Genomic DNA, 17,880 nt, shown 5'->3' on the forward strand with positions numbered 1-17,880 from the left:
CGCGCCTTACCGGGCTTGCGCCACGGCTTGCTTCGCATTGCCGAGCGCCACCGTATCGCCGGGCAGGATCTCGACCGCCGCGCCGTTGTGCAGGCGCAGCTGGCCCGAGGTCACGACCCGGTCGCCGGCCTGCAGGCCTTCGGTCACCACCACCCGGCCGCGCAGGCGCTCGGCCGTCTTCACATAGGCCTGCCTGACAGTCGGGTCCGCGGCTTGCCCGCCCGGCTTGGGCGGCGCCACCACATAGACGGAATCGCCATAGGCGCTGTAGCTGACGGCGGTCTCCGGCACGGTGATCACGTTGGGGCGGTCCGGCAGGCCGATCCGCCCATGCGCGAACATTCCGGCCGCCAGGGCGCCGTCGGCGTTGGCAAACAGGGCTTGCACGCGCACGGTGCGCGTGCCCGGATCCACCTGCGGCTCCACCGTGGTCACCCTGCCCTCGAACTCGCGCCCGGCGTGAGCGTCCACGGTGATCGTCACCGGCTGGCCAGTGCGCAGCGCGCCCAGCGCCTGCTCGGGCAGCGTGATGTTGGCGTACATGGAGGAGCCGTCGGTCAGGGACACCAGCGGGTCGCCCGCCCGGGCGAACTGGCCCAGGTTCACCCGGCGCACGCCCAGCACGCCGTCAAACGGCGCCTTGACGCGCTTTTGGTCGATCAGCGCCTGCACCCGCGCGATGTCCGCGGCCGCCTGGTCGTAGTCGGCCTGGGCCTGGTCGAGCTGCTCGCGCGTGGCCGCCTGCTGGGGCACGAGGCGGCGGGTGCGTTCCAGCAGGGCCCGCGCATTGCGGGCTTGCGCCTGCAGGCGGGCAAGTTCGCCCTGCTCGGGCGCGTCGTTCAGCAGCACCAGCAGCTGGCCGGCCTTTACCTGTTCGCCCGGCGTAAACAGAATCCGGGCCACCCGGCCGTCCACCTCGGCCGGCACCAGCACCTGGCGCGTCGCCTCCAGGGAACCGATGCCGCTCAGGGCCATCGGGAAGTCGGCCTGCACGGCCGCCGCCACCGCCACCTTGGCGGGCGCCATCGCCCAGCCGCCCGTTTGCTGCACCCCGCCGAATTTCCAGTACAGCCCCGCGCCCGCCACCACCAGCGCCACGGCGCCCGCCGTCAACGCCCCTGATCTCGCCTTCATGATTCGCTCTCTTTATTTAAACAAGAATATTCTTGGATAATCCACGATTCCGGCTTTTTCGTCAAAGCGGCTTAAGCAATGCTCAGGATAGGGAGGCGCTATGGGCAATAAAAAAGCCGCCAGGCAGACCCTGGCGGCTTCGGGGAGTCGGGAGCGGACGGCTAGGTCCGCACCATGTGCAGATAGTGGCGATGCCGCTCGTACTGGTCCAGGATGTCGCCGATCACGGCGTCGCGGCTCCAGCCCATGATGTCGTAGTCCTGCCCGCCCTCGCGCAGGTGGACCTCGGCGCGGAAGTACTTGCGCTCTTCCTCGTCGGCGGCCTCGTCGGGCGTCAGGCTGGGGCGCACGAAGGCCAGCGGCTGCACGGCATAGGAGAAATCCAGGTGCTCGCCATGGAACACCTCCAGGATCGCGCTGCCGTCTTCCTCGTCTTCGCGCACGTCCACGGCGTAGCCCTGCTTGCGCAGCGCCTCCGCCACATCGTCAAACGCCGGCCGCACCACGTCGGAGATGAAGCGCAGCACATGGGCGCGCCGCGGCATCATGACCATGTTGCGCAGCCGCCTTTCCCAGGATTGCCCGCCGCGCGCGGGCCGGGACAGGGTCAGCGACTGGTAGCGTATGCCGCGCTTGGTCGCGTCCAGCTTGAGCGCCTTGAACAGCCCCCACAAGGACAGCAGCAGGATGACGGAGAACGGCAGCGCGCTCGCGATGGTGGCGGTCTGCAGGGCGGTCAGGCCGTCGGCCAGCAGCAGCGCGATGGCCACCGCTCCCATCGACAGCGACCAGAAGATACGCTGCCACACCGGCGTGCGGTCCGCGCCGCCCGAGGCCAGCAGGTCCACCACCAGCGCCCCCGAGTCGGCGGACGTGACGAAGAACACCGCCACCATCGCGATGGCGAAGACGGATATCACGTTGCTCCAGGGCAATAGCTCCAGGAAGGCGAACAGCGCCAGCGAACTGTCGGCGTCCACGGCCTGCGCCAGGTCCTTCACGCCGCCGATCAGGATGAAGTGGATGGCCGTGTCGCCGAACACCGTCATCCAGAACAGGGTGAAGCCCGCCGGCACCAGCAGCACGCCGCAGACGAATTCGCGGATGGTGCGGCCGCGCGAAATGCGCGCGATGAACAGCCCGACGAACGGCGACCAGGCAATCCACCAGCCCCAGTAGAAAAGCGTCCAGCCGCCGAGCCAGTCGGTGGGTTCGTAGGCGTACAGGTTGAAGGTCTTGCCGACGATGTCGGACAGATAGGCGCCGGTGTTCTGCACGAAGGTCTGGAACAGGAACACCGTGGGGCCCATGACCAGCACGAACAGCAGCAGGATCACGGCCAGCACCATGTTGACTTCGGACAGGATGCGGATGCCCTTGTCCAGCCCGCTTGCCACCGACAGCGTCGCCAGGCCGCAGGTGATGACGATCAGGACGATCTGCGTCGTCACCCCCACCGGGATGTCGAACAGGTGGTTCAGGCCGCTGTTCATCTGGGCCACGCCCAGGCCCAGCGACGTCGCCACGCCCAGCACCGTCCCGATGATGGCGAAGATGTCGACCGCGTGGCCGATGGGCCCGTGGATGCGGTTGCCGATCAGCGGATACAGCGCGGAGCGCAAGGTCAGCGGCAGCCCGTGGCGAAAGCAGAAGAAGGCCAGCGTCAGCGCCACCGCCGCGTAGATGGCCCACGCGTGCAGGCCCCAGTGGAAGAAGGTGATCTTCATGGACTCGCGCGCCGCGGCCGCCGTGCCGCCCTCGCCCACCGGCGGCGACATGAAGTGCATGACGGGTTCGGCCACGCCGAAGAACATCAGGCCGATTCCCATGCCCGCCGAGAACAGCATGGCGAACCAGGTGAAGTTGCGGTAGTCGGGCTCGCTGTGGTCGGGGCCCAGCTTGATGTCGCCGTAGCGGCTGATCGCCAGGAACGCGACCGACAGCAGGATGATGGCGACCACCAGGATGTAGAACCAGCTGACGTTGCCGAGGATCCAGGCCTGCACCGATTCGAACAGGTCCTGGGCCGCCTTGGGCGCGATGATCGCGAATCCCACCAGCATCAGCGTGAACAGGGCCGAGGTGAAGAAAACGGGCCGGTTGATGGTCGTGCGCGGTCGGGATTCCGAAGTCATGCTGCCACTCCTTACGCCCAAGGGTCGCGAAGTATGGCGCTGGCCCCCTCAGCCCGACCGGTGCGCTGCCGGTATTACTATCACGGGCTTGGGCCGGCTGACAATCGAAACCGCGGATCCGCCGCGCAGCCCGCGCCTTGCGCCGCCTGGAGACATTCATGATCGATCGCCTGGATCACCTGGTCCTGACCTGCACCGACCCCGAGGCCACGGTGGATTTCTACACCCGCATCCTGGGCATGCGCCTGGAGACCTTTGGCGCCGGCCGGCAGGCGTTGCGTTTTGGCAACCAGAAGATCAACCTGCATGTGCGCGGCCATGAGTTCGAGCCCAAGGCCCACCTGCCCGTGCCGGGCGCGCTGGACCTGTGCTTCATCGCCGACCGGCCGCTGGACGAGGCGATCGTCAGGCTGAAAGAGGCGGGCGCGCAAATCATCGAAGGCCCGGTGCCGCGCACGGGCACCACCGGCAAGATCCGCTCGGTCTACCTGCGCGACCCGGACCTGAACCTGATCGAGATTTCGGAGCTGCTGGAATAGCGGCTCGCGGCCCTATTCGGGCTTGGGGTCGCCAAAGACCACGCGGCGAAAAAAGCCCGCCAGCACCGCTTCGGTCATCTCGGGCGTGACGGCCTGCGGGTCGAAGGCGTAGCTGAACTGCATGCCGTCCGACAAGGCCAGCAAGCCCATTGCCAGCTGTTCGGCCGGCAGCGGCAGCGGCGTGCCCACGTGCGCCGAGAACTGGCGGATGTATTCGGTCGTGGCCTCGCGCAGTTCGCGCAGACAGGCCGTGAAACCCACTCGGAAGTCCGGATCGCGCGCGGCCTGCAGCTTGGCTTCCATCCACAGCAGGAAACAGTCGTTTTCGCGGTAGTGGGTGCTGTAGTACTCGAGCACGCGCGCTTCCATCTGCGAACGCGATTCGCCGTCTTCGAAGATGGCCCGCATGTCGGCCATGACGCTCTCGTGGTCGCGCTTGAGCAGCTGCAGGAACAGTTCGGACTTGCTGCCGAAATTCGAATAGAACGCCCCGCGCGTATAGCCCGCCTGCTCCGCGATGTCTTCGACGCTGGCGGCGACGAAGCCCTTGGAAAGAAAGATCGATTGCGCGGCGTCGAGCAGGCGCTGACGCGTCTGGTCACGGCTCTGCTCTCGGGTTAGGCGGACTTTTGACATGGCGCGAGTTTAGCATTGGCGCGCCTTTCAGATTCAACATTGAATCCAGATACATACCTGTATTAGAATTCAGACCGTATCGAGCCTGGCTCGCCCTTTCTTACGCCCATTTCCGCGCCGCGAGGTGTTTCGTGAATTGTCCTGGCCCTTGCGCGCGCACCGTCGCCCGCAACGCCGCTGCCGCCGCAGCGCCGCTTCCCTCCCCCTACTCCGCCCGCCGCTGGACGCGCCTGCTGGCGCTGCCCGCCGCGCTGGCGCTGGCCGTGGCCATCGCCGGTTGCGGCCGCAAGGAGGCGCCGGCGCCCGCCCCGCGCCCCGTCGTCGCCATGCCCGCGCAGGCGGACGAAAGCCTGCCCGCCTGGACCCTGCCCGGCGAAGTGCAGGCGCGCTACAGCACGCCGCTGTCGTTCCGGGTGGGCGGCAAGATCATCGAGCGCCACGTCCGGCTGGGCGACACCGTCGCGGCCGGCCAGGTCGTGGCCAAGCTGGACCCCGCCGACGCCGCCAAGAACGCAGCCGCCGCCCGCGCGCAGTTGTCGGCCGCCCAGCATCAGCTGGAATACGCGCGCCAGCAGTTGGACCGGGACCGCGCCCAGGCGCGCGAGAACCTCATCGCCGCAACGCAGCTGGAACAGACCCGCAACGCCTATGCCTCGGCGCTGGCCCAGCGCGACCAGGCGGCCCAGCAGGCCGCGCTGTCGGCGGACCAGCTCAAATACACCACGCTGCAGGCCGACCACGCCGGCCTCATCACCGCCGAGCAGGCCGATACCGGGCAGAACGTCGAGGCGGCCACGCCCGTCTACCAGTTGGCCTGGTCGGGCGATGTCGACGCGCTGTGCGACGTGCCCGAAAGCCTGTTGGCCGGCCTGGCGATCGGCCAGCGCGCCACCGTCACGCTGGGCCCCCTGTCCGGCCAGACCTTCGCCGCGGTGCTGCGCGAGATCGCGCCGGCCGCCGACCCGCAAAGCCGCACCTACCGGGCCAAGCTCACGCTGGAGTCGCCGTCGCCCGAGGTCCGCCTGGGCATGACCGCCAACATCAGCTTCGACAATCGCTCGGCCAACGGCCGCGCCACCTATACCGTGCCCGCCACCGCCCTGTTCCATGACGGCCCCGAACCGGCCATCTGGGTCGTGAAGCCGCAGGAAGACACGCTGGAGCTGCGCCGCGTGCAAGTGCTGCGCTACGACGCGCGCACCGTGACCCTGTCGCAGGGGCTCGCGGCCGGCGAACGCGTGGTCTGGCAAGGCGTGCACACCGTATCCGCGGGCGAAAAAGTCCGGCCGGTGCCGCCGCTGCATCCCGAGGACTTCAAGTCATGAGCGCGCCGGACAAGGACGCCGGCGCCGACTCGCATCGCCACGAGGAAGGCAGGTTCAACCTGTCGGCCTGGGCGCTGCGCCACCAGCCGCTGGTCATCTTCATCATCACGCTGGTCACCCTGTTCGGCGTACTGTCGTATTCCCGGCTGGCGCAGTCCGAGGATCCTCCGTTCACCTTCCGCGTCATGGTCATCCAGACCCTTTGGCCGGGCGCCACCGCGCAGCAGGTGCAGGAGCAGGTCACCGACCGCATCGCCAAGAAGCTCCAGGAAACGTCCAACACGGATTTCCTGCGCAGCTACTCGCGCCCCGGCGAATCGCTGATCTTCTACACGATGAAGGACTCGGCGCCCGCCAACACGGTGGCCGACCAGTGGTACCAGGTCCGCAAGAAGGTCGGCGACATCCGGGCGACGCTGCCCCAGGGCGTGCAGGGCCCGTTCTTCAACGACGAGTTCGGCGACGTCTACACCAACATCTACACCCTGCAGGGCGACGGCTTCTCGCCGGCGCAACTGCACGACTATGCCGACAAGCTGCGCACGGTGCTGCTGCGCGTGCCCGGCGTGGCCAAGGTCGACTACTTCGGGGACCAGCCCGAGCACATCTACATCGAGATCACGAATACCCAGCTCACCCGGCTGGGCGTGTCGCCGCAGCAGATCGCCCAGGCGATCAACACGCAGAACGCGGTGGAGAGCGCCGGCACGCTGACCACCGCCGACGACCGCATTTTCGTCCGGCCCACCGGGCAGTACCCCGACAGCCGCGCCCTGGCGGACACGCTGATCCGGGTGAACGGCAAGTCCGTCCGGCTGGGCGACATCGCCACGATCCACCGCGGCTACGACGATCCGCCCGCCCAGCAGATGCGCCTGGCCGGCGGACCGGTGCTGGGCATCGGCATCACCATGCAGCCCGGGCAGGACGTGGTGCGCCTGGGCAAGTCGCTGGGCGCCAAGTTCGAGGAATTGAAGGCCCAGCTTCCGGCGGGGCTGGCGCTGACGGAAGTCTCCAGCATGCCGCAGGCGGTGTCGCACTCGGTCGACGACTTCCTGCGCTCGGTGGCCGAGGCGGTCGCCATCGTGCTGGCCGTGAGCCTGGTGTCCCTGGGGCTGCGCACCGGCATGGTGGTGGTGATCTCGATCCCGGTGGTGCTGGCCATCACCGCGCTGTTCATGGACATGTTCGGCATCGGCCTGCACAAGGTGTCGCTGGGCACGCTGGTGCTGGCGCTGGGCCTGCTGGTGGACGACGCGATCATCGCGGTGGAGATGATGTCCGTGAAGCTGGAGCAGGGCTGGAGCCGCGCGCGCGCCGCGGCCTTCGCCTACACCAGCACCGCCTTCCCCATGCTGACCGGCACGCTGGTCACGGTGGCGGGCTTTTTGCCCATCGCGCTGGCCAAGTCCAGCACCGGCGAATACACCCGTTCGATCTTCCAGGTTTCCGCCATTGCGCTGATCACCTCCTGGTTTGCGGCGGTGGTGCTGATTCCGCTGCTTGGGTATCGGCTCCTGCCCGAGCGCAAGCGCGAAGCGCATCTTCCCGACGACCACGAGCACGATATCTACAACACCCGCTTCTACCGGCGCCTGCGCGGCTGGGTGGCGTGGTGCGTGGACCGCCGCTATCTGGTGCTGGCGGCCACGGTAGTGGTGTTCGTCGTGTCGATGGCCGGATTCAAGTTCGTGCCCCAGCAGTTCTTCCCCAGTTCCGACCGCAGCGAACTGCTGGTGGACGTCCGCCTGCAGGAAGGCGCGTCGTTCGCCGCCACGCTGCGTCAGGTGGAACGGCTGGAAAAGGCGCTGGAGGGCCGGCCGGAGATCGACCATTCCGTCAGCTTCGTCGGCACCGGCGCGCCGCGCTTCTATCTGCCGCTGGACCAGCAGCTGGCCACCCCCAACTTCGCCCAGCTGGTCATCACCACGCACTCGGTGGAAGACCGCGAAAAGCTGGCGCAGTGGCTGGAGCCCATGCTGCGCAGCGACTTCCCGGCCATCCGCAGCCGGCTGTCGCGCCTGGAGAACGGACCGCCCGTCGGCTACCAGGTGCAGTTCCGCGTCAGCGGCGACAAGATTCCCGAGGTGCGCGCGCTTGCCGAGAAGGTCGCCGCCGAGGTCCGCGCCGACAAGCGTTCGGCCAACGTGCAGTTCGACTGGGACGAGCCTTCGGAGCGGTCGGTGCGCTTCGAGATCGACCAGCAGAAGGCGCGCGAACTGGGCATCAGCTCCAGCGACATCTCGGATTTCCTGGCCATGACGCTGTCGGGCTACACGGTGACGCAGTACCGCGAGCGCGACAAGCTGATCAACGTCAGCCTGCGCGCGCCGCGCGAAGAGCGCGTCGACCCCGCCCGGCTGGCCACCCTGGCCATGCCCACGCCCAACGGCCCGGTGCCGCTGGGCAGCCTGGGCCAGGTTCGCTACGACCTCGAGTACGGCGTCATCTGGGAACGCGACCGCCAGCCCACCATCACCGTGCAGGCCGATGTCGCCAGCGGCTCGCAAGGCATCGACGTCACGCATGCCATCGACAAGCAGCTCAACGCCCTGCGCGCCGAACTGCCTGTCGGCTACCGCATCGAAGTGGGCGGCCCGGTCGAGGAAAGCGGCAAGGGGCAGTCGTCCATCAATGCGCAGATGCCGCTGATGGCGGTTGCGGTGCTGACGCTGCTGATGGTGCAGCTGCAGAGCTTCGCCCGCGTGCTGATGGTGGTGCTGACGGCGCCGCTGGGGCTGATCGGGGTGGTGGCCGCGCTGCTGCTGTTCGGCAAGCCCTTCGGCTTTGTCGCGATGCTGGGAGTAATCGCCATGTTCGGCATCATCATGCGCAACTCCGTCATCCTGGTCGATCAGATCGAGCAGGACATCAGCGCGGGCCACAAGCGGGTGGACGCGATCGTCGGCGCCACGGTGCGGCGCTTCCGCCCCATCACGCTGACGGCCGCGGCCGCGGTGCTGGCGCTGATCCCGCTGTTGCGCAGCAACTTCTTCGGCCCCATGGCCACCGCCCTCATGGGCGGCATCACCAGCGCCACGGTGCTGACGCTGTTCTTCCTGCCCGCGCTGTATGCCGCCTGGTTCCGCGTGCGCCATGAAGAACGCGACGAGCCGGAAGGCGTGCCGCCCGGCGCCAACGCGGGCGACACGGTGGAACGAGGAGCCTGACGATGAGCATGCATACTTATCCCACGCCCTGGCGGCTGGCCGCCTTGCCGCTGGTGCTGGCCTTGGGCGCCTGCGCCTTCGCGCCGGACAGTAGGCCGCCGGCCGTGGCGCAGCCCGCGCAGTACGGCGTGGAGCCGGCGCCCGCCGCCGGCGCCGACGCCCAGGGCGTGGCGCAGCGCTTTGAGCGGGGCGCGCAGCCCGTGCCCGAATGGTGGAAGCGCTACGGTTCCGAGGCGCTGAACGCCCTGGTTGAAGAAGGCCTGGCCAACAGCCCGGACCTGGCGGCCGCCGAACGCAACCTGGCCGGCGCGCGCGAACAATTGCGCGGACAGGTGAATTCCTCGCTGCTGCCCTCGGTGGACGCAGGCGCGAGCGCCACGCGCAACCGCGCGCTGACGATGCCCAACCTGCCCCAGCCCACGGCGCTCTACAACGTCTTCACCGGCCAGATCCAGGCCACCTACGAACTCGACCTGTTCGGCGCCGCGCGCTTCGCCAACGCCTCGCTGGCGGCGCAGGTCGAGCAGCAGGCGTTCCAGCTGGAATCCGCGCGGCGCTCGCTGGCCGGCAATATCGTCACCGGCGCCGTCACCTCGGCCTCGCTGGCCGAACGCGTGGCGCTGACGGAAAAGCAGGTGGTGCTGCTGCGGCAGGTGGCGCGCGACACCCAGCGCCGCTACGAACTGGGCTCCGCATCGCAGAACGATGCCCTGGACGCCGACCAGGACGCCGCCACGCTGGAGGCGTCGCTGCCCGGATTGCGCGCGCGCTGGCACGCCACGCGGCATGCGCTGGCGGTGCTGCTGGGCCGCAGCCCCGATCAGGCGCCACCCGATCTGGCCTTCGCCACGCTGGCCGTGCCCGAACAGGTGCCGGTGGTGGTGCCGTCCGAATTGCTGGCCGCACGCCCGGACATCCTGGTGGCCGAAGCCGTGGTGCAAGCCGCCGCGGCCGATGTGGGCGTAGCCACCGCGCAACTCTTTCCCAGCCTGTCGCTGTCGGCCTCCATGGGCAAGGGCGGCTTCGGCTGGGCCGACGCGCTCTCTGGCGCCGGCTCCATCTGGGCCATCGGCGCGTCGCTCACGCAGCCCATCTTCCATGGCGGCGCGCTGCTGGCCGAACGCAGCGCGGCCAAGGAGCGGTACGAGGCCTCGGTGCTGCAATACAAGCAGACCGTGCTGACCGCCTTCCGCGACGTGGCCGACACGCTGTCGCGCCTGGACGCGGACGGGCAGGCGCTGGCGTCGGCCGAAGCGTCGCGGCGCGCGGCGGAGCTGTCCTACCGCAACACGGCCAGCCGGGTGCGGCTGGGCGCGCTCGCGCCTTATACGGAGTACGCGGCCGAGCAGCATTACGTCGCGGCGCGGCTGCGTGAACTGGAATACGCCAACGACCGCCTGACGGAAACGGCGGCGCTGTTCCAGGCGATGGGATCGCCCGCGGACGCTCCGCAAGCGGCGCGGCAGACCCCGTAGACCGGCGCCTTGCCGGAAAACGCAGGCCCCGGCGCTTACGGCGCGGGGGCCTGTTCCTTTATGCGCGTCGCCAGCGCCAGCGACTCGATGCGGCGGGCGGCGGACTGCAGCAGCGCCGTAGTCTTGTCCTGCGCAATCGTGTTCAGCCGCGTCGCCAGAAAGGTGACGGTGAGCGCGCCGAAGATGCGGCGGTCTTCCTGGAACACCGGCACCGCGATGCCCGCCCGCTCCGGCGAGATCTCTCCCACCCCCAGATAAAAACCCTGCACGCGGATCGTGTCCAGCCTGGCCGTGAATTCGGCCAGCGTGTCGCCCAGGCCCTGCGCGCGGACTTCTTCAGCATGCCCCTCGTACAGCTTGCGCTGATCCTTGCGCGGCAGGAACGCGACGATGGTCTTGGCCGTGGCGCCGCGAAACAGCGGATGCGCGCGGCCGCGCCCGTGGGGGATGCCCAGCGCATCGGGGCCGCGTTCGTGGTGGATGTTCAGGATGCGCAGGCCGTGGATCACGCTGAGCAGCACGTCGCCGCCGACCTGGTCCACCACCTCGCGCATGATCGGCCGCGCCACGCCCAGCACCGGATCGCCGTCGATGATCAGGTGGTCCAGTTCGATGATGCGCGGCCCCAGCTTGTAGCCGCCGCCCGTCATGCGCAGCAGATAGCCCAGGTCCGACAGGTCCCGGATGTAGCGGTAGCCCGTGGGCGCCGAGTACGACAGGCGGGAAATGATGTCTTCGGCCGTGAGCACCGGGGTGTCGAGGCTGAAGAGGTCAAGAATCGCTAGGGCTCGCTTCAGGGTGGACATGGGGTTCGGGGACAAGGAACAACGCGGGACCGGCGCAGCGTATCACAGCGCTTTTGCGGGGCCGGGGGCCTCATCGAGCCAGGCTATCGATGCTTCCTTCCCAACAAGTCCAAGGCTATCATCTTTCGTATTTTTATCATTTATAGATAAATACTAATTGGTAAGTCTAGTTTTTTATCGAATAATGATATTTATGCGATAACAAAACCCTAGGGGAAATGTATGAAGCAGTCTTGCAGCGGCAACCCGCCGCGGGGCGGCATGAGCCGCCGCCACTTCCTTGCGGCCACGGCTGCCGCCGTGGCCGGCGCGGCCGTGGCGCGCCCGGGCCGGGCCTGGGCCGCGGGCTATCCGGCCGAGCGTCCCATCCAGTTCATCGTGCCCTTCCCCGCCGGCGGCGGCACGGACCTGGTGGCCCGCCCGCTGGCCCAGGGCATCGGCGAGGCGCTCAAGCAAAGCGTCGTCGTCATCAACAAGGGGGGTGCGGCCGGCATCATCGGCACCCAGCAGGCGGCGCGGTCCGCGCCGGACGGCTACACCATCGCGCTGGGCTCCACCGGCACGCACACGGTGAACCAGAGCCTGTACGAGAACATCGCCTACGACCCGATCAAGGACTTCGAGCCCGTGTCCATGGTCTGCTACTACAACAACGTGCTGGTCGTGCATCCGTCCTTTCCGGCGCGCAACCTGCAGGAACTGGTGGCGATCATCAAGGCCAATCCGGGCAAGTACTTCTACGGCATCACGCAGAACGGCAGTTCGGCGCACCTGGCCATGGAACTGCTGAAGGCCACGGCCGGCCTGGACCTGCCCGGTGTGCCGTACAAGGGCGCGGCGGCGGCCGTGAACGATTTCCTGGGCGGACAGTTCCCCATCCTGATGGACGTGGTGATCAACCAGCAGCAGTTCATCCAGGGCGGCAAGTCGCGCCCGCTGGCGGTGACCTCGGCGCAGCGCGCCCAGGCCCTGCCCGACGTGCCTACCGTGGCCGAGTCCGGCTTTCCGGGCTACCAGGCGATCGGCTGGAACGGCGTGTTCGTGCCTGCCGGCACGCCTAAGAGCATCGTCGACACGCTGAACGGCGCCGTGCAAAGCGCGCTCAAGCAGCCGGCGCTGGCCCAGCTGACGCAGAACGGGCTGGAGCTGCATGGCGGCACGCCTGAAGCGCTGGGCCGCTTTGTCGCGACGGAAAGCGAGAAGTGGCGCAGCCTGATCAAGAACGCCAACATCAAGGCCACCTGATGCAACGGATTCCCTATGGCGTCCCGCCCGGCACCGACGCCAATCCCTGGCTGCCGCTAGACCGCGAATTGCGCGCGCAAGGGCTGCGGGCCGCCGACGCCGCTCCGGTGCGCGCCGTGGCCTGCGTCACCGTCCACGTGGACGGCCCCGCCGTCGAGGTGGGCCGCAAGCAGTTCCCGGCCGGCCTCTACACCGCGGGCCGCTACGCCATCCGGCGCGGCGTGCCGCGGCACCTGGAGATCCTGGCGCGCCACCGCATGCCCGCCACCTTCTTCGCCTGCGGCTATGACGTGGAGCACTACCCCGCCGTTTTCCACGACATCCTGGCGGCCGGCCACGAAATCGCCGCGCACGGCTACCTGCACGAAGCCTGGGACCTGGGCGACGAAGAACCCGCGCTGCTGGAGAAAACCCACCGCATCATCCAGCAGGAACTGGGCGTGACGCCCGTGGGCTGGTGCTCGCCATCCGGGCGCAAGAGCCACCGCACCCTGCCCACGCTGCGCAAGCTCGGCTACTGCTACGACGCCAGCGAAAAAGACCAGGACCGGCCCTACCTGCCCGACGACGGACGCGGCGCGGCGGACTTCATCATGCTGCCCAACAACACCGTGTCGCTGGACGACTACCCCTTCTACTTCACGGGCCACAGCCTGGCCGCCGAGGCCTATGACAACTGGGTGCAGGAGTTCGAAGCCCTGCGCCAGGCGGAAGGCTACGTGCACCTGACCGTGCATCCCAAGGCTGCCGGCGGGTCCGGCACGCCCGCCCGCGCCGCCGCGCTGGACCGTTTTCTGGCCTACCTGGCCGCCCAGCCCGACGTGCACGTCATGACCCTGCAGGCGCTGGCCAGCCACTGCCTTGCCCATCCCGAGAACTGGAGGAGCGCATGAGCGCCGCCAAGACCGTGCTGGTCACCCTCAATGTGCAAGGCATCGGCCCGGAAGCCGCCACCCAGCCTGAAACGGCGCTGCACGGGCGCGACGCGCACGGCCGCTACGCCTATGGCGGCGGCCTGGCGCGCGTGCTGGACATGCTGCGCCGGCAAGACATCCGCGCCACGCTCTTCTGGCCGGTGTTCGAGGCCGAACGCTGCCACGGCCTGCTGGAACAAAGCCTGCGCGACGGCCACGAAGCCGCTTCCCAAGGCAATGCCTATGAAGACCTGGGCGCCTTGGGCGACCGCGAAGGCGAAGTGCTCGAGCGCGCCCGCGACCGGCTGGCGCGGCTGGCAGGCGCCCAGCCGCAGGGCTTTCGCTGGACCGGCGGCGCCTTTACGCCGCGGACCGTGCCGCTGCTGCAGCAACTGGGCTACCGCTACGACAGCAGCGCCATCGACGACGACGCCCCCTATGCCCTGGACGCCGATGGCGGCCCGGGCATGGTGGAACTGCCGTGGAGCGAAGGCCTGTGCGACGCCACGCACTTCAGCCGCCGCGTCACGCAGGACCGCGCCTACGCGCACTGGGTCGAACAGGGCGACGCGCTGCTGGCGGCCGACGGCTACGCCTGCCTGACCCTGCATCCGCGCGCCGACAACGGCGTCGGCCGCGCGGCCCGCCTGCAAAAGGTGGAGCAGTTGCTGGAGCGCTTCCGCGCGGCGGGCGCCGGCTTCAAGACCGGCGCGCAACTGGCTGCCGAACACGCACGGCCCGACTGAACGAACGGCCGCCTGGCGCCAGGCGGCCGTTCTTCATTGGGTGTAAACCCTGAGCAATATTGGCGCCAAAATAAGCTAACATTTTCGTCATATCGATTCCCCTCCTTCCGTCCTCACGGCGCCCGGCGCCGCTACCCGTCCATGACCCAGACCACCCAATTCCCCTTCGTATCGGTTTCCGGCGCGCCAGAAGCCCGTGGCCGTTCCTATGGCCAGCAGGCCGCCGCCCGCGTGCGCAAAAGCGCCGCGATGTACGGCCAGACGCTGGTCGACCTGGGCTACGACGCCATGGCGCGCACCCAGCTCATCGCCCACTTCGCGCGCGAGATCGAGGACTTCGCGCCCCACTACCTGGAAGAAATGCGCGGCATCGCGGCCGGCGCCGACGTGCCGTTCGAAGACATCGTGATGGTCAACGCCCGCACCGAAGTGGTCGCCAAGGCGCGCGCCGAAAAGAAGAAGGCCGCCGAACTGGAGCCCGGCGACGGCTGCACCGGCGCCCTGATCCTGCCCACCCGCTCGGCCAACGGCAACCTGATCCACGGCCAGAACTGGGACTGGCGCGCCGAATGCGCCGAGACCGCCATCGTGCTGCGCGTGCGCAACGACAACGGCCCGGACATCCTGACCTTCGTGGAAGCCGGCGGCCTGGCCCGCAGCGGGCTGAACAGCGCCGGCGTGTCCATCACCGCCAACTACCTGGAATCCGACCGCGACTTCCGCCAACTCGGCGTGCCGCTGTCGCTGATCCGCCGCAAGGTGCTGGAACAGGCGCATTTCGCGCTGGCCATCAAGGCCGTCGCCACCACGCCCAAGTCCTGCTCCAACAACATCATGATCGGCATGGCGGCGGGCTTTGGCGTGGACTTCGAATGCACCACCGACGAGGCTTTCCCGATCTATCCGGGCAACGACGACCTGATCGTGCACGCCAACCACTGGGTCAGCGAAGTGGCCCTGGGCAAGCTGCGCGACACCGGCCGCGCCAGCACCCCGGAAAGCGCCTACCGCGACTGGCGCGTGCGCCGCCTGCTGAACGAAAAGCAGCAGCTCACGCGCGAAGACATGAAGCGCGCGCTGTTCGACGATTTCGGCTCGCCCTATTCCGTCTGCCGCCCGCCGCGTCCCGGCAGCCACGACAACCTGTCCGCCACGGTCGCCATGGTGATCATGGAGCCCGCCGCCGGCCTGATGGAAGTGGCGCCCCTGCCCGCCCTGAACCGCACGTTCACGCGCTACAGCCTGACCGCCGAACCCGAACTGCTGGCCGCCGCCTGACCCGCGACGCGCCCGCGCAACCCGAGGAAGTATCAATGAAGATCCGTCAATTGAGCGCCGCGGTTGCGCTGGCGCTTGCCGGCCTTGCCGGCGCGGCCAGCGCGCAGACGGCCCAGCCGCTGCGCATCTCGCTCACCGCCGACATCCGCTCGACCGAACCGGGCGTCAATCGCGACAGCAACAGCGACGCCGTGGTGCTGCACATCGTCGAGGGCCTGGTCGCCTACGGCGAAGACGCCGAGGTCCGTCCGCTGCTGGCCCGGTCCGTCGACATCAGCCCCGACGGCAAGACCTACACCTTCAAGCTGCGCGACGGCGTCAAATTCCACAACGGCAAGCCGCTGACCTCCGCCGACGTGCTGTGGACCTGGCAGCACTACACGGCGGCCAATGCCGGCTGGCGCTGCGCCAGCGAATTCGACGGACGCGGCGCCGTCAAGGTCACGGGCGTGGAAGCGCCGGACGCGCACACCGTCGTCTATCGCCTGGAAAAGCCCAGCAGCCTGTTCCTTGCCTCGCTGGCCCGCACAGACTGCGGCGGCACCGGCATCCTGTCCAAGGACTCCGTCCGCGCGGACGGCGCCTGGGACAAGCCCATCGGCACCGGCCCCTTCGAACTGGCCGAATGGAAGCGCGGCGAGTACATACGCCTGACCAAATACGCGGGCTACGCCAACTTGGACGGCAAGCGCGACGGCTACACCGGCTCCAAGCGCCCGCTGGTGGACGAGGTGCGCTTCATGATCGTGCCCGACGACTCCACCGCCAAGGCCGCCCTGCAGCGCGGCAACATCGACGTGATTGAAGACGTCTCCAACAACGATGTGCCGGTGCTGCAAGGCACGCCCAACGTCAAGGTCGCTTACGCGCCGGTCATGAGCATGACGGCGCTGCTGCTGCAGACCAAGGACCCGGTGCTGTCCAACCCGAAGATGCGCCAGGCCCTGGCCCACGCGATCGACTACAAGCAACTGGCCGCCGCCGTGACCGAAGGCCTGGCCCAGCCCAATAATTCCGTCGTGCCGCTGGTGTCGCCCTACTATGACGCCGCCCAGAAGCAAGGCTGGAACTACGATCCGGCAGCGGCGCAGAAGCTGCTGAAGGAAGCCGGCTACAAAGGCCAGGAACTGGCGATCCTGACCACCAAGCGCTACCCGCAGTCCTATAACTCCGCCGTCATCATCCAGGCGATGCTGCAGTCGGTGGGCATCAATGCCCAGCTGTCGGTGGTGGAATGGGCCACGCAGCTCGACCGCTATAACGCCGGCACCTACCAGATGATGACCTTCCCCTACTCCGCCCGCCTGGACGCGGCGCTGAACTACGAGATGGTGACGGGCGACAAGGCGAAGCAGCCGCGCAAGGTCTGGGACAACCCGGAAGCGCAAAAGCTGATCGACGCGGCGTCGGTGGACACGGACCATGCGAAGCGGCAGGCTTCGTTCGATCAACTGCATAAGCTGTTCCTGGCGGACGTGCCCAGCATTCCTTTGTATAACGGGCTGGATATCGGCGCTTATCGGGCGGATGTGAAGGGATACCAGCCATGGGCTGTGAAAAAGCCGCGGGCTTGGGAAGTGGAACGGGTGGCGAAGTGAGCTTTGCTGCCATGGGGGCAGGTGCTTGGGGCGTGGCGAGGGCTTCGTAGGCAACGTGGCGGATTGTTCGTGGCAGGGTCTTCGTAGGTAGCTGGCGCGTTGCCCGTAGCAGGATCTTCGTAGGTCGCCCGGCGATGCGGGCGGTGGGCTACGAGTGTCTGGGGTTGTCGCGCTGCTAGCGCCGTGGTCAGGGCAGGGAATCCGCGGAGTCGCCGAAATGCAGCCGCCCGGGCGGCTGCATTTCGGCATATGGGCGTTGGGGCGTCGATGCGGTGTTCGCTTGCGCGAATGCGTCGGCTGGTTCGCCAATGGCGCTCGCTTCAAGGGGAGGCGCGGTGATGGGCACTGGAGTTGAAATGGCGATTAGCGAAGAGCCGAAAATCTTGGCCCTGCCATTGCTCTGCCGGTGTCTGACACCCGTGTGAGCTGCCGGTGTCTGACACCCGTGTGAGACGGTCTTCAGCTTGAGCCGCCGCCTCATGGGTGTCAGACACCTAGTTCGGCGTTTCATCGGTATCAGACCCTGGTCAGGCAGTATCTGCCGGTGTCTGACACCCGTCTGAGACGGTCTTCAGCTTGAGCCGCCGCCTTATGGGTGTCAGACACCTAGTTCGGCGTTTCATCGGTATCAGACCCTGGTCAGGCAGTATCTGCCGGTGTCTGACACCCGTGTGAGACGGTCTTCAGGTTGAGCCGCCGCCTCATGGGTGTCAGACACCTAGTTCGAGACCACTACACCCGGCCGGGGACGGGCCCCGCAAGATCCACCGCCACACCCCACCCGTGGCGGGAACCTCAAGAACCCCGCGCCCCCCAGGCCCCCGACGCGCCAGGCGTCTCAAGAACCCACGGCAAGCGTCACAAGGACCAGCAACAAGC

At 68.0% G+C, this 17,880-nt stretch carries 13 protein-coding genes; 9 read left to right on the forward strand and 4 right to left on the reverse strand.

Annotation, left to right across the window (positions count from 1 at the left end; genetic code table 11):
• Positions 1 to 6: 6 nt before the first annotated feature.
• Positions 7 to 1,134, reverse strand: coding sequence for an efflux RND transporter periplasmic adaptor subunit (locus tag ACFWP0_RS18520; protein ID WP_377844421.1), 1,128 nt, complete (start codon positions 1,132 to 1,134; stop codon positions 7 to 9).
• A 161-nt stretch (positions 1,135 to 1,295) separates the two neighbouring features.
• Complete coding sequence (locus ACFWP0_RS18525; protein ID WP_377844423.1) at positions 1,296 to 3,269, reverse strand: BCCT family transporter; 1,974 nt, start codon at positions 3,267 to 3,269, stop codon at positions 1,296 to 1,298.
• A 158-nt stretch (positions 3,270 to 3,427) separates the two neighbouring features.
• Between ACFWP0_RS18525 and ACFWP0_RS18530 the strand changes: the two genes are divergently transcribed.
• The gene (locus tag ACFWP0_RS18530) at positions 3,428 to 3,808 is read left to right on the forward strand and encodes a VOC family protein (protein ID WP_377844424.1); all 381 of its coding nucleotides are present in this window, start codon (positions 3,428 to 3,430) and stop codon (positions 3,806 to 3,808) included.
• Positions 3,809 to 3,820: 12 nt separating this feature from the next.
• Here ACFWP0_RS18530 and ACFWP0_RS18535 read toward each other — a convergent pair whose 3' ends face one another.
• A complete protein-coding gene (locus tag ACFWP0_RS18535; protein ID WP_377844427.1) occupies positions 3,821 to 4,444 on the reverse strand; it encodes a TetR/AcrR family transcriptional regulator in 624 nt (207 codons plus the stop codon).
• 131 nt (positions 4,445 to 4,575) lie between these two features.
• On the opposite strand from ACFWP0_RS18535, the gene ACFWP0_RS18540 reads away from it, so the two are divergent.
• The 3 genes from ACFWP0_RS18540 to ACFWP0_RS18550 are packed head-to-tail and all read left to right on the forward strand — an operon-like array spanning position 4,576 to position 10,414.
• A complete protein-coding gene (locus tag ACFWP0_RS18540; RefSeq protein WP_377844428.1) occupies positions 4,576 to 5,769 on the forward strand; it encodes an efflux RND transporter periplasmic adaptor subunit in 1,194 nt (397 codons plus the stop codon).
• On the forward strand, positions 5,766 to 8,939 hold the full coding sequence (locus ACFWP0_RS18545) for an efflux RND transporter permease subunit (RefSeq protein ID WP_377844430.1): 3,174 nt from the start codon (positions 5,766 to 5,768) through the stop codon (positions 8,937 to 8,939). Before ACFWP0_RS18540 ends, ACFWP0_RS18545 begins: the two co-directional genes overlap by 4 nt.
• Positions 8,940 to 8,941: 2 nt before the next feature.
• Positions 8,942 to 10,414 carry an efflux transporter outer membrane subunit gene (locus tag ACFWP0_RS18550; RefSeq protein WP_377844431.1) on the forward strand — a complete coding sequence of 491 codons (1,473 nt, stop codon included), beginning with the start codon at positions 8,942 to 8,944 and terminating at the stop codon, positions 10,412 to 10,414.
• A gap of 35 nt (positions 10,415 to 10,449) precedes the next feature.
• On the opposite strand, the gene ACFWP0_RS18555 is transcribed toward ACFWP0_RS18550, so the two are convergent.
• Positions 10,450 to 11,220 (reverse strand): IclR family transcriptional regulator, encoded by a 771-nt coding sequence (locus ACFWP0_RS18555; protein WP_377844433.1) that lies wholly within the window; start codon positions 11,218 to 11,220, stop codon positions 10,450 to 10,452.
• 222 nt (positions 11,221 to 11,442) lie between these two features.
• Between ACFWP0_RS18555 and ACFWP0_RS18560 the strand changes: the two genes are divergently transcribed.
• From ACFWP0_RS18560 to ACFWP0_RS18580, 5 genes are all read left to right on the forward strand, one after another.
• Complete coding sequence (locus tag ACFWP0_RS18560; RefSeq protein WP_377844434.1) at positions 11,443 to 12,465, forward strand: Bug family tripartite tricarboxylate transporter substrate binding protein; 1,023 nt, start codon at positions 11,443 to 11,445, stop codon at positions 12,463 to 12,465.
• Positions 12,465 to 13,358 (forward strand): polysaccharide deacetylase family protein, encoded by an 894-nt coding sequence (locus tag ACFWP0_RS18565; RefSeq protein WP_377844436.1) that lies wholly within the window; start codon positions 12,465 to 12,467, stop codon positions 13,356 to 13,358. The genes ACFWP0_RS18560 and ACFWP0_RS18565 overlap by 1 nt, the downstream gene beginning before the upstream one ends.
• Positions 13,355 to 14,125, forward strand: coding sequence for a polysaccharide deacetylase family protein (locus tag ACFWP0_RS18570; RefSeq protein WP_377844438.1), 771 nt, complete (start codon positions 13,355 to 13,357; stop codon positions 14,123 to 14,125). The genes ACFWP0_RS18565 and ACFWP0_RS18570 overlap by 4 nt, the downstream gene beginning before the upstream one ends.
• A 141-nt stretch (positions 14,126 to 14,266) precedes the next feature.
• Positions 14,267 to 15,403 (forward strand): C45 family autoproteolytic acyltransferase/hydolase, encoded by a 1,137-nt coding sequence (locus tag ACFWP0_RS18575; protein WP_377844440.1) that lies wholly within the window; start codon positions 14,267 to 14,269, stop codon positions 15,401 to 15,403.
• A gap of 35 nt (positions 15,404 to 15,438) precedes the next feature.
• On the forward strand, positions 15,439 to 17,001 hold the full coding sequence (locus ACFWP0_RS18580) for an ABC transporter substrate-binding protein (RefSeq protein WP_377844441.1): 1,563 nt from the start codon (positions 15,439 to 15,441) through the stop codon (positions 16,999 to 17,001).
• Positions 17,002 to 17,880: the final 879 nt, after the last annotated feature.

Source organism: Achromobacter sp. NPDC058515 (genome assembly GCF_042721735.1).
Classification (GTDB): domain Bacteria; phylum Pseudomonadota; class Gammaproteobacteria; order Burkholderiales; family Burkholderiaceae_B; genus Achromobacter.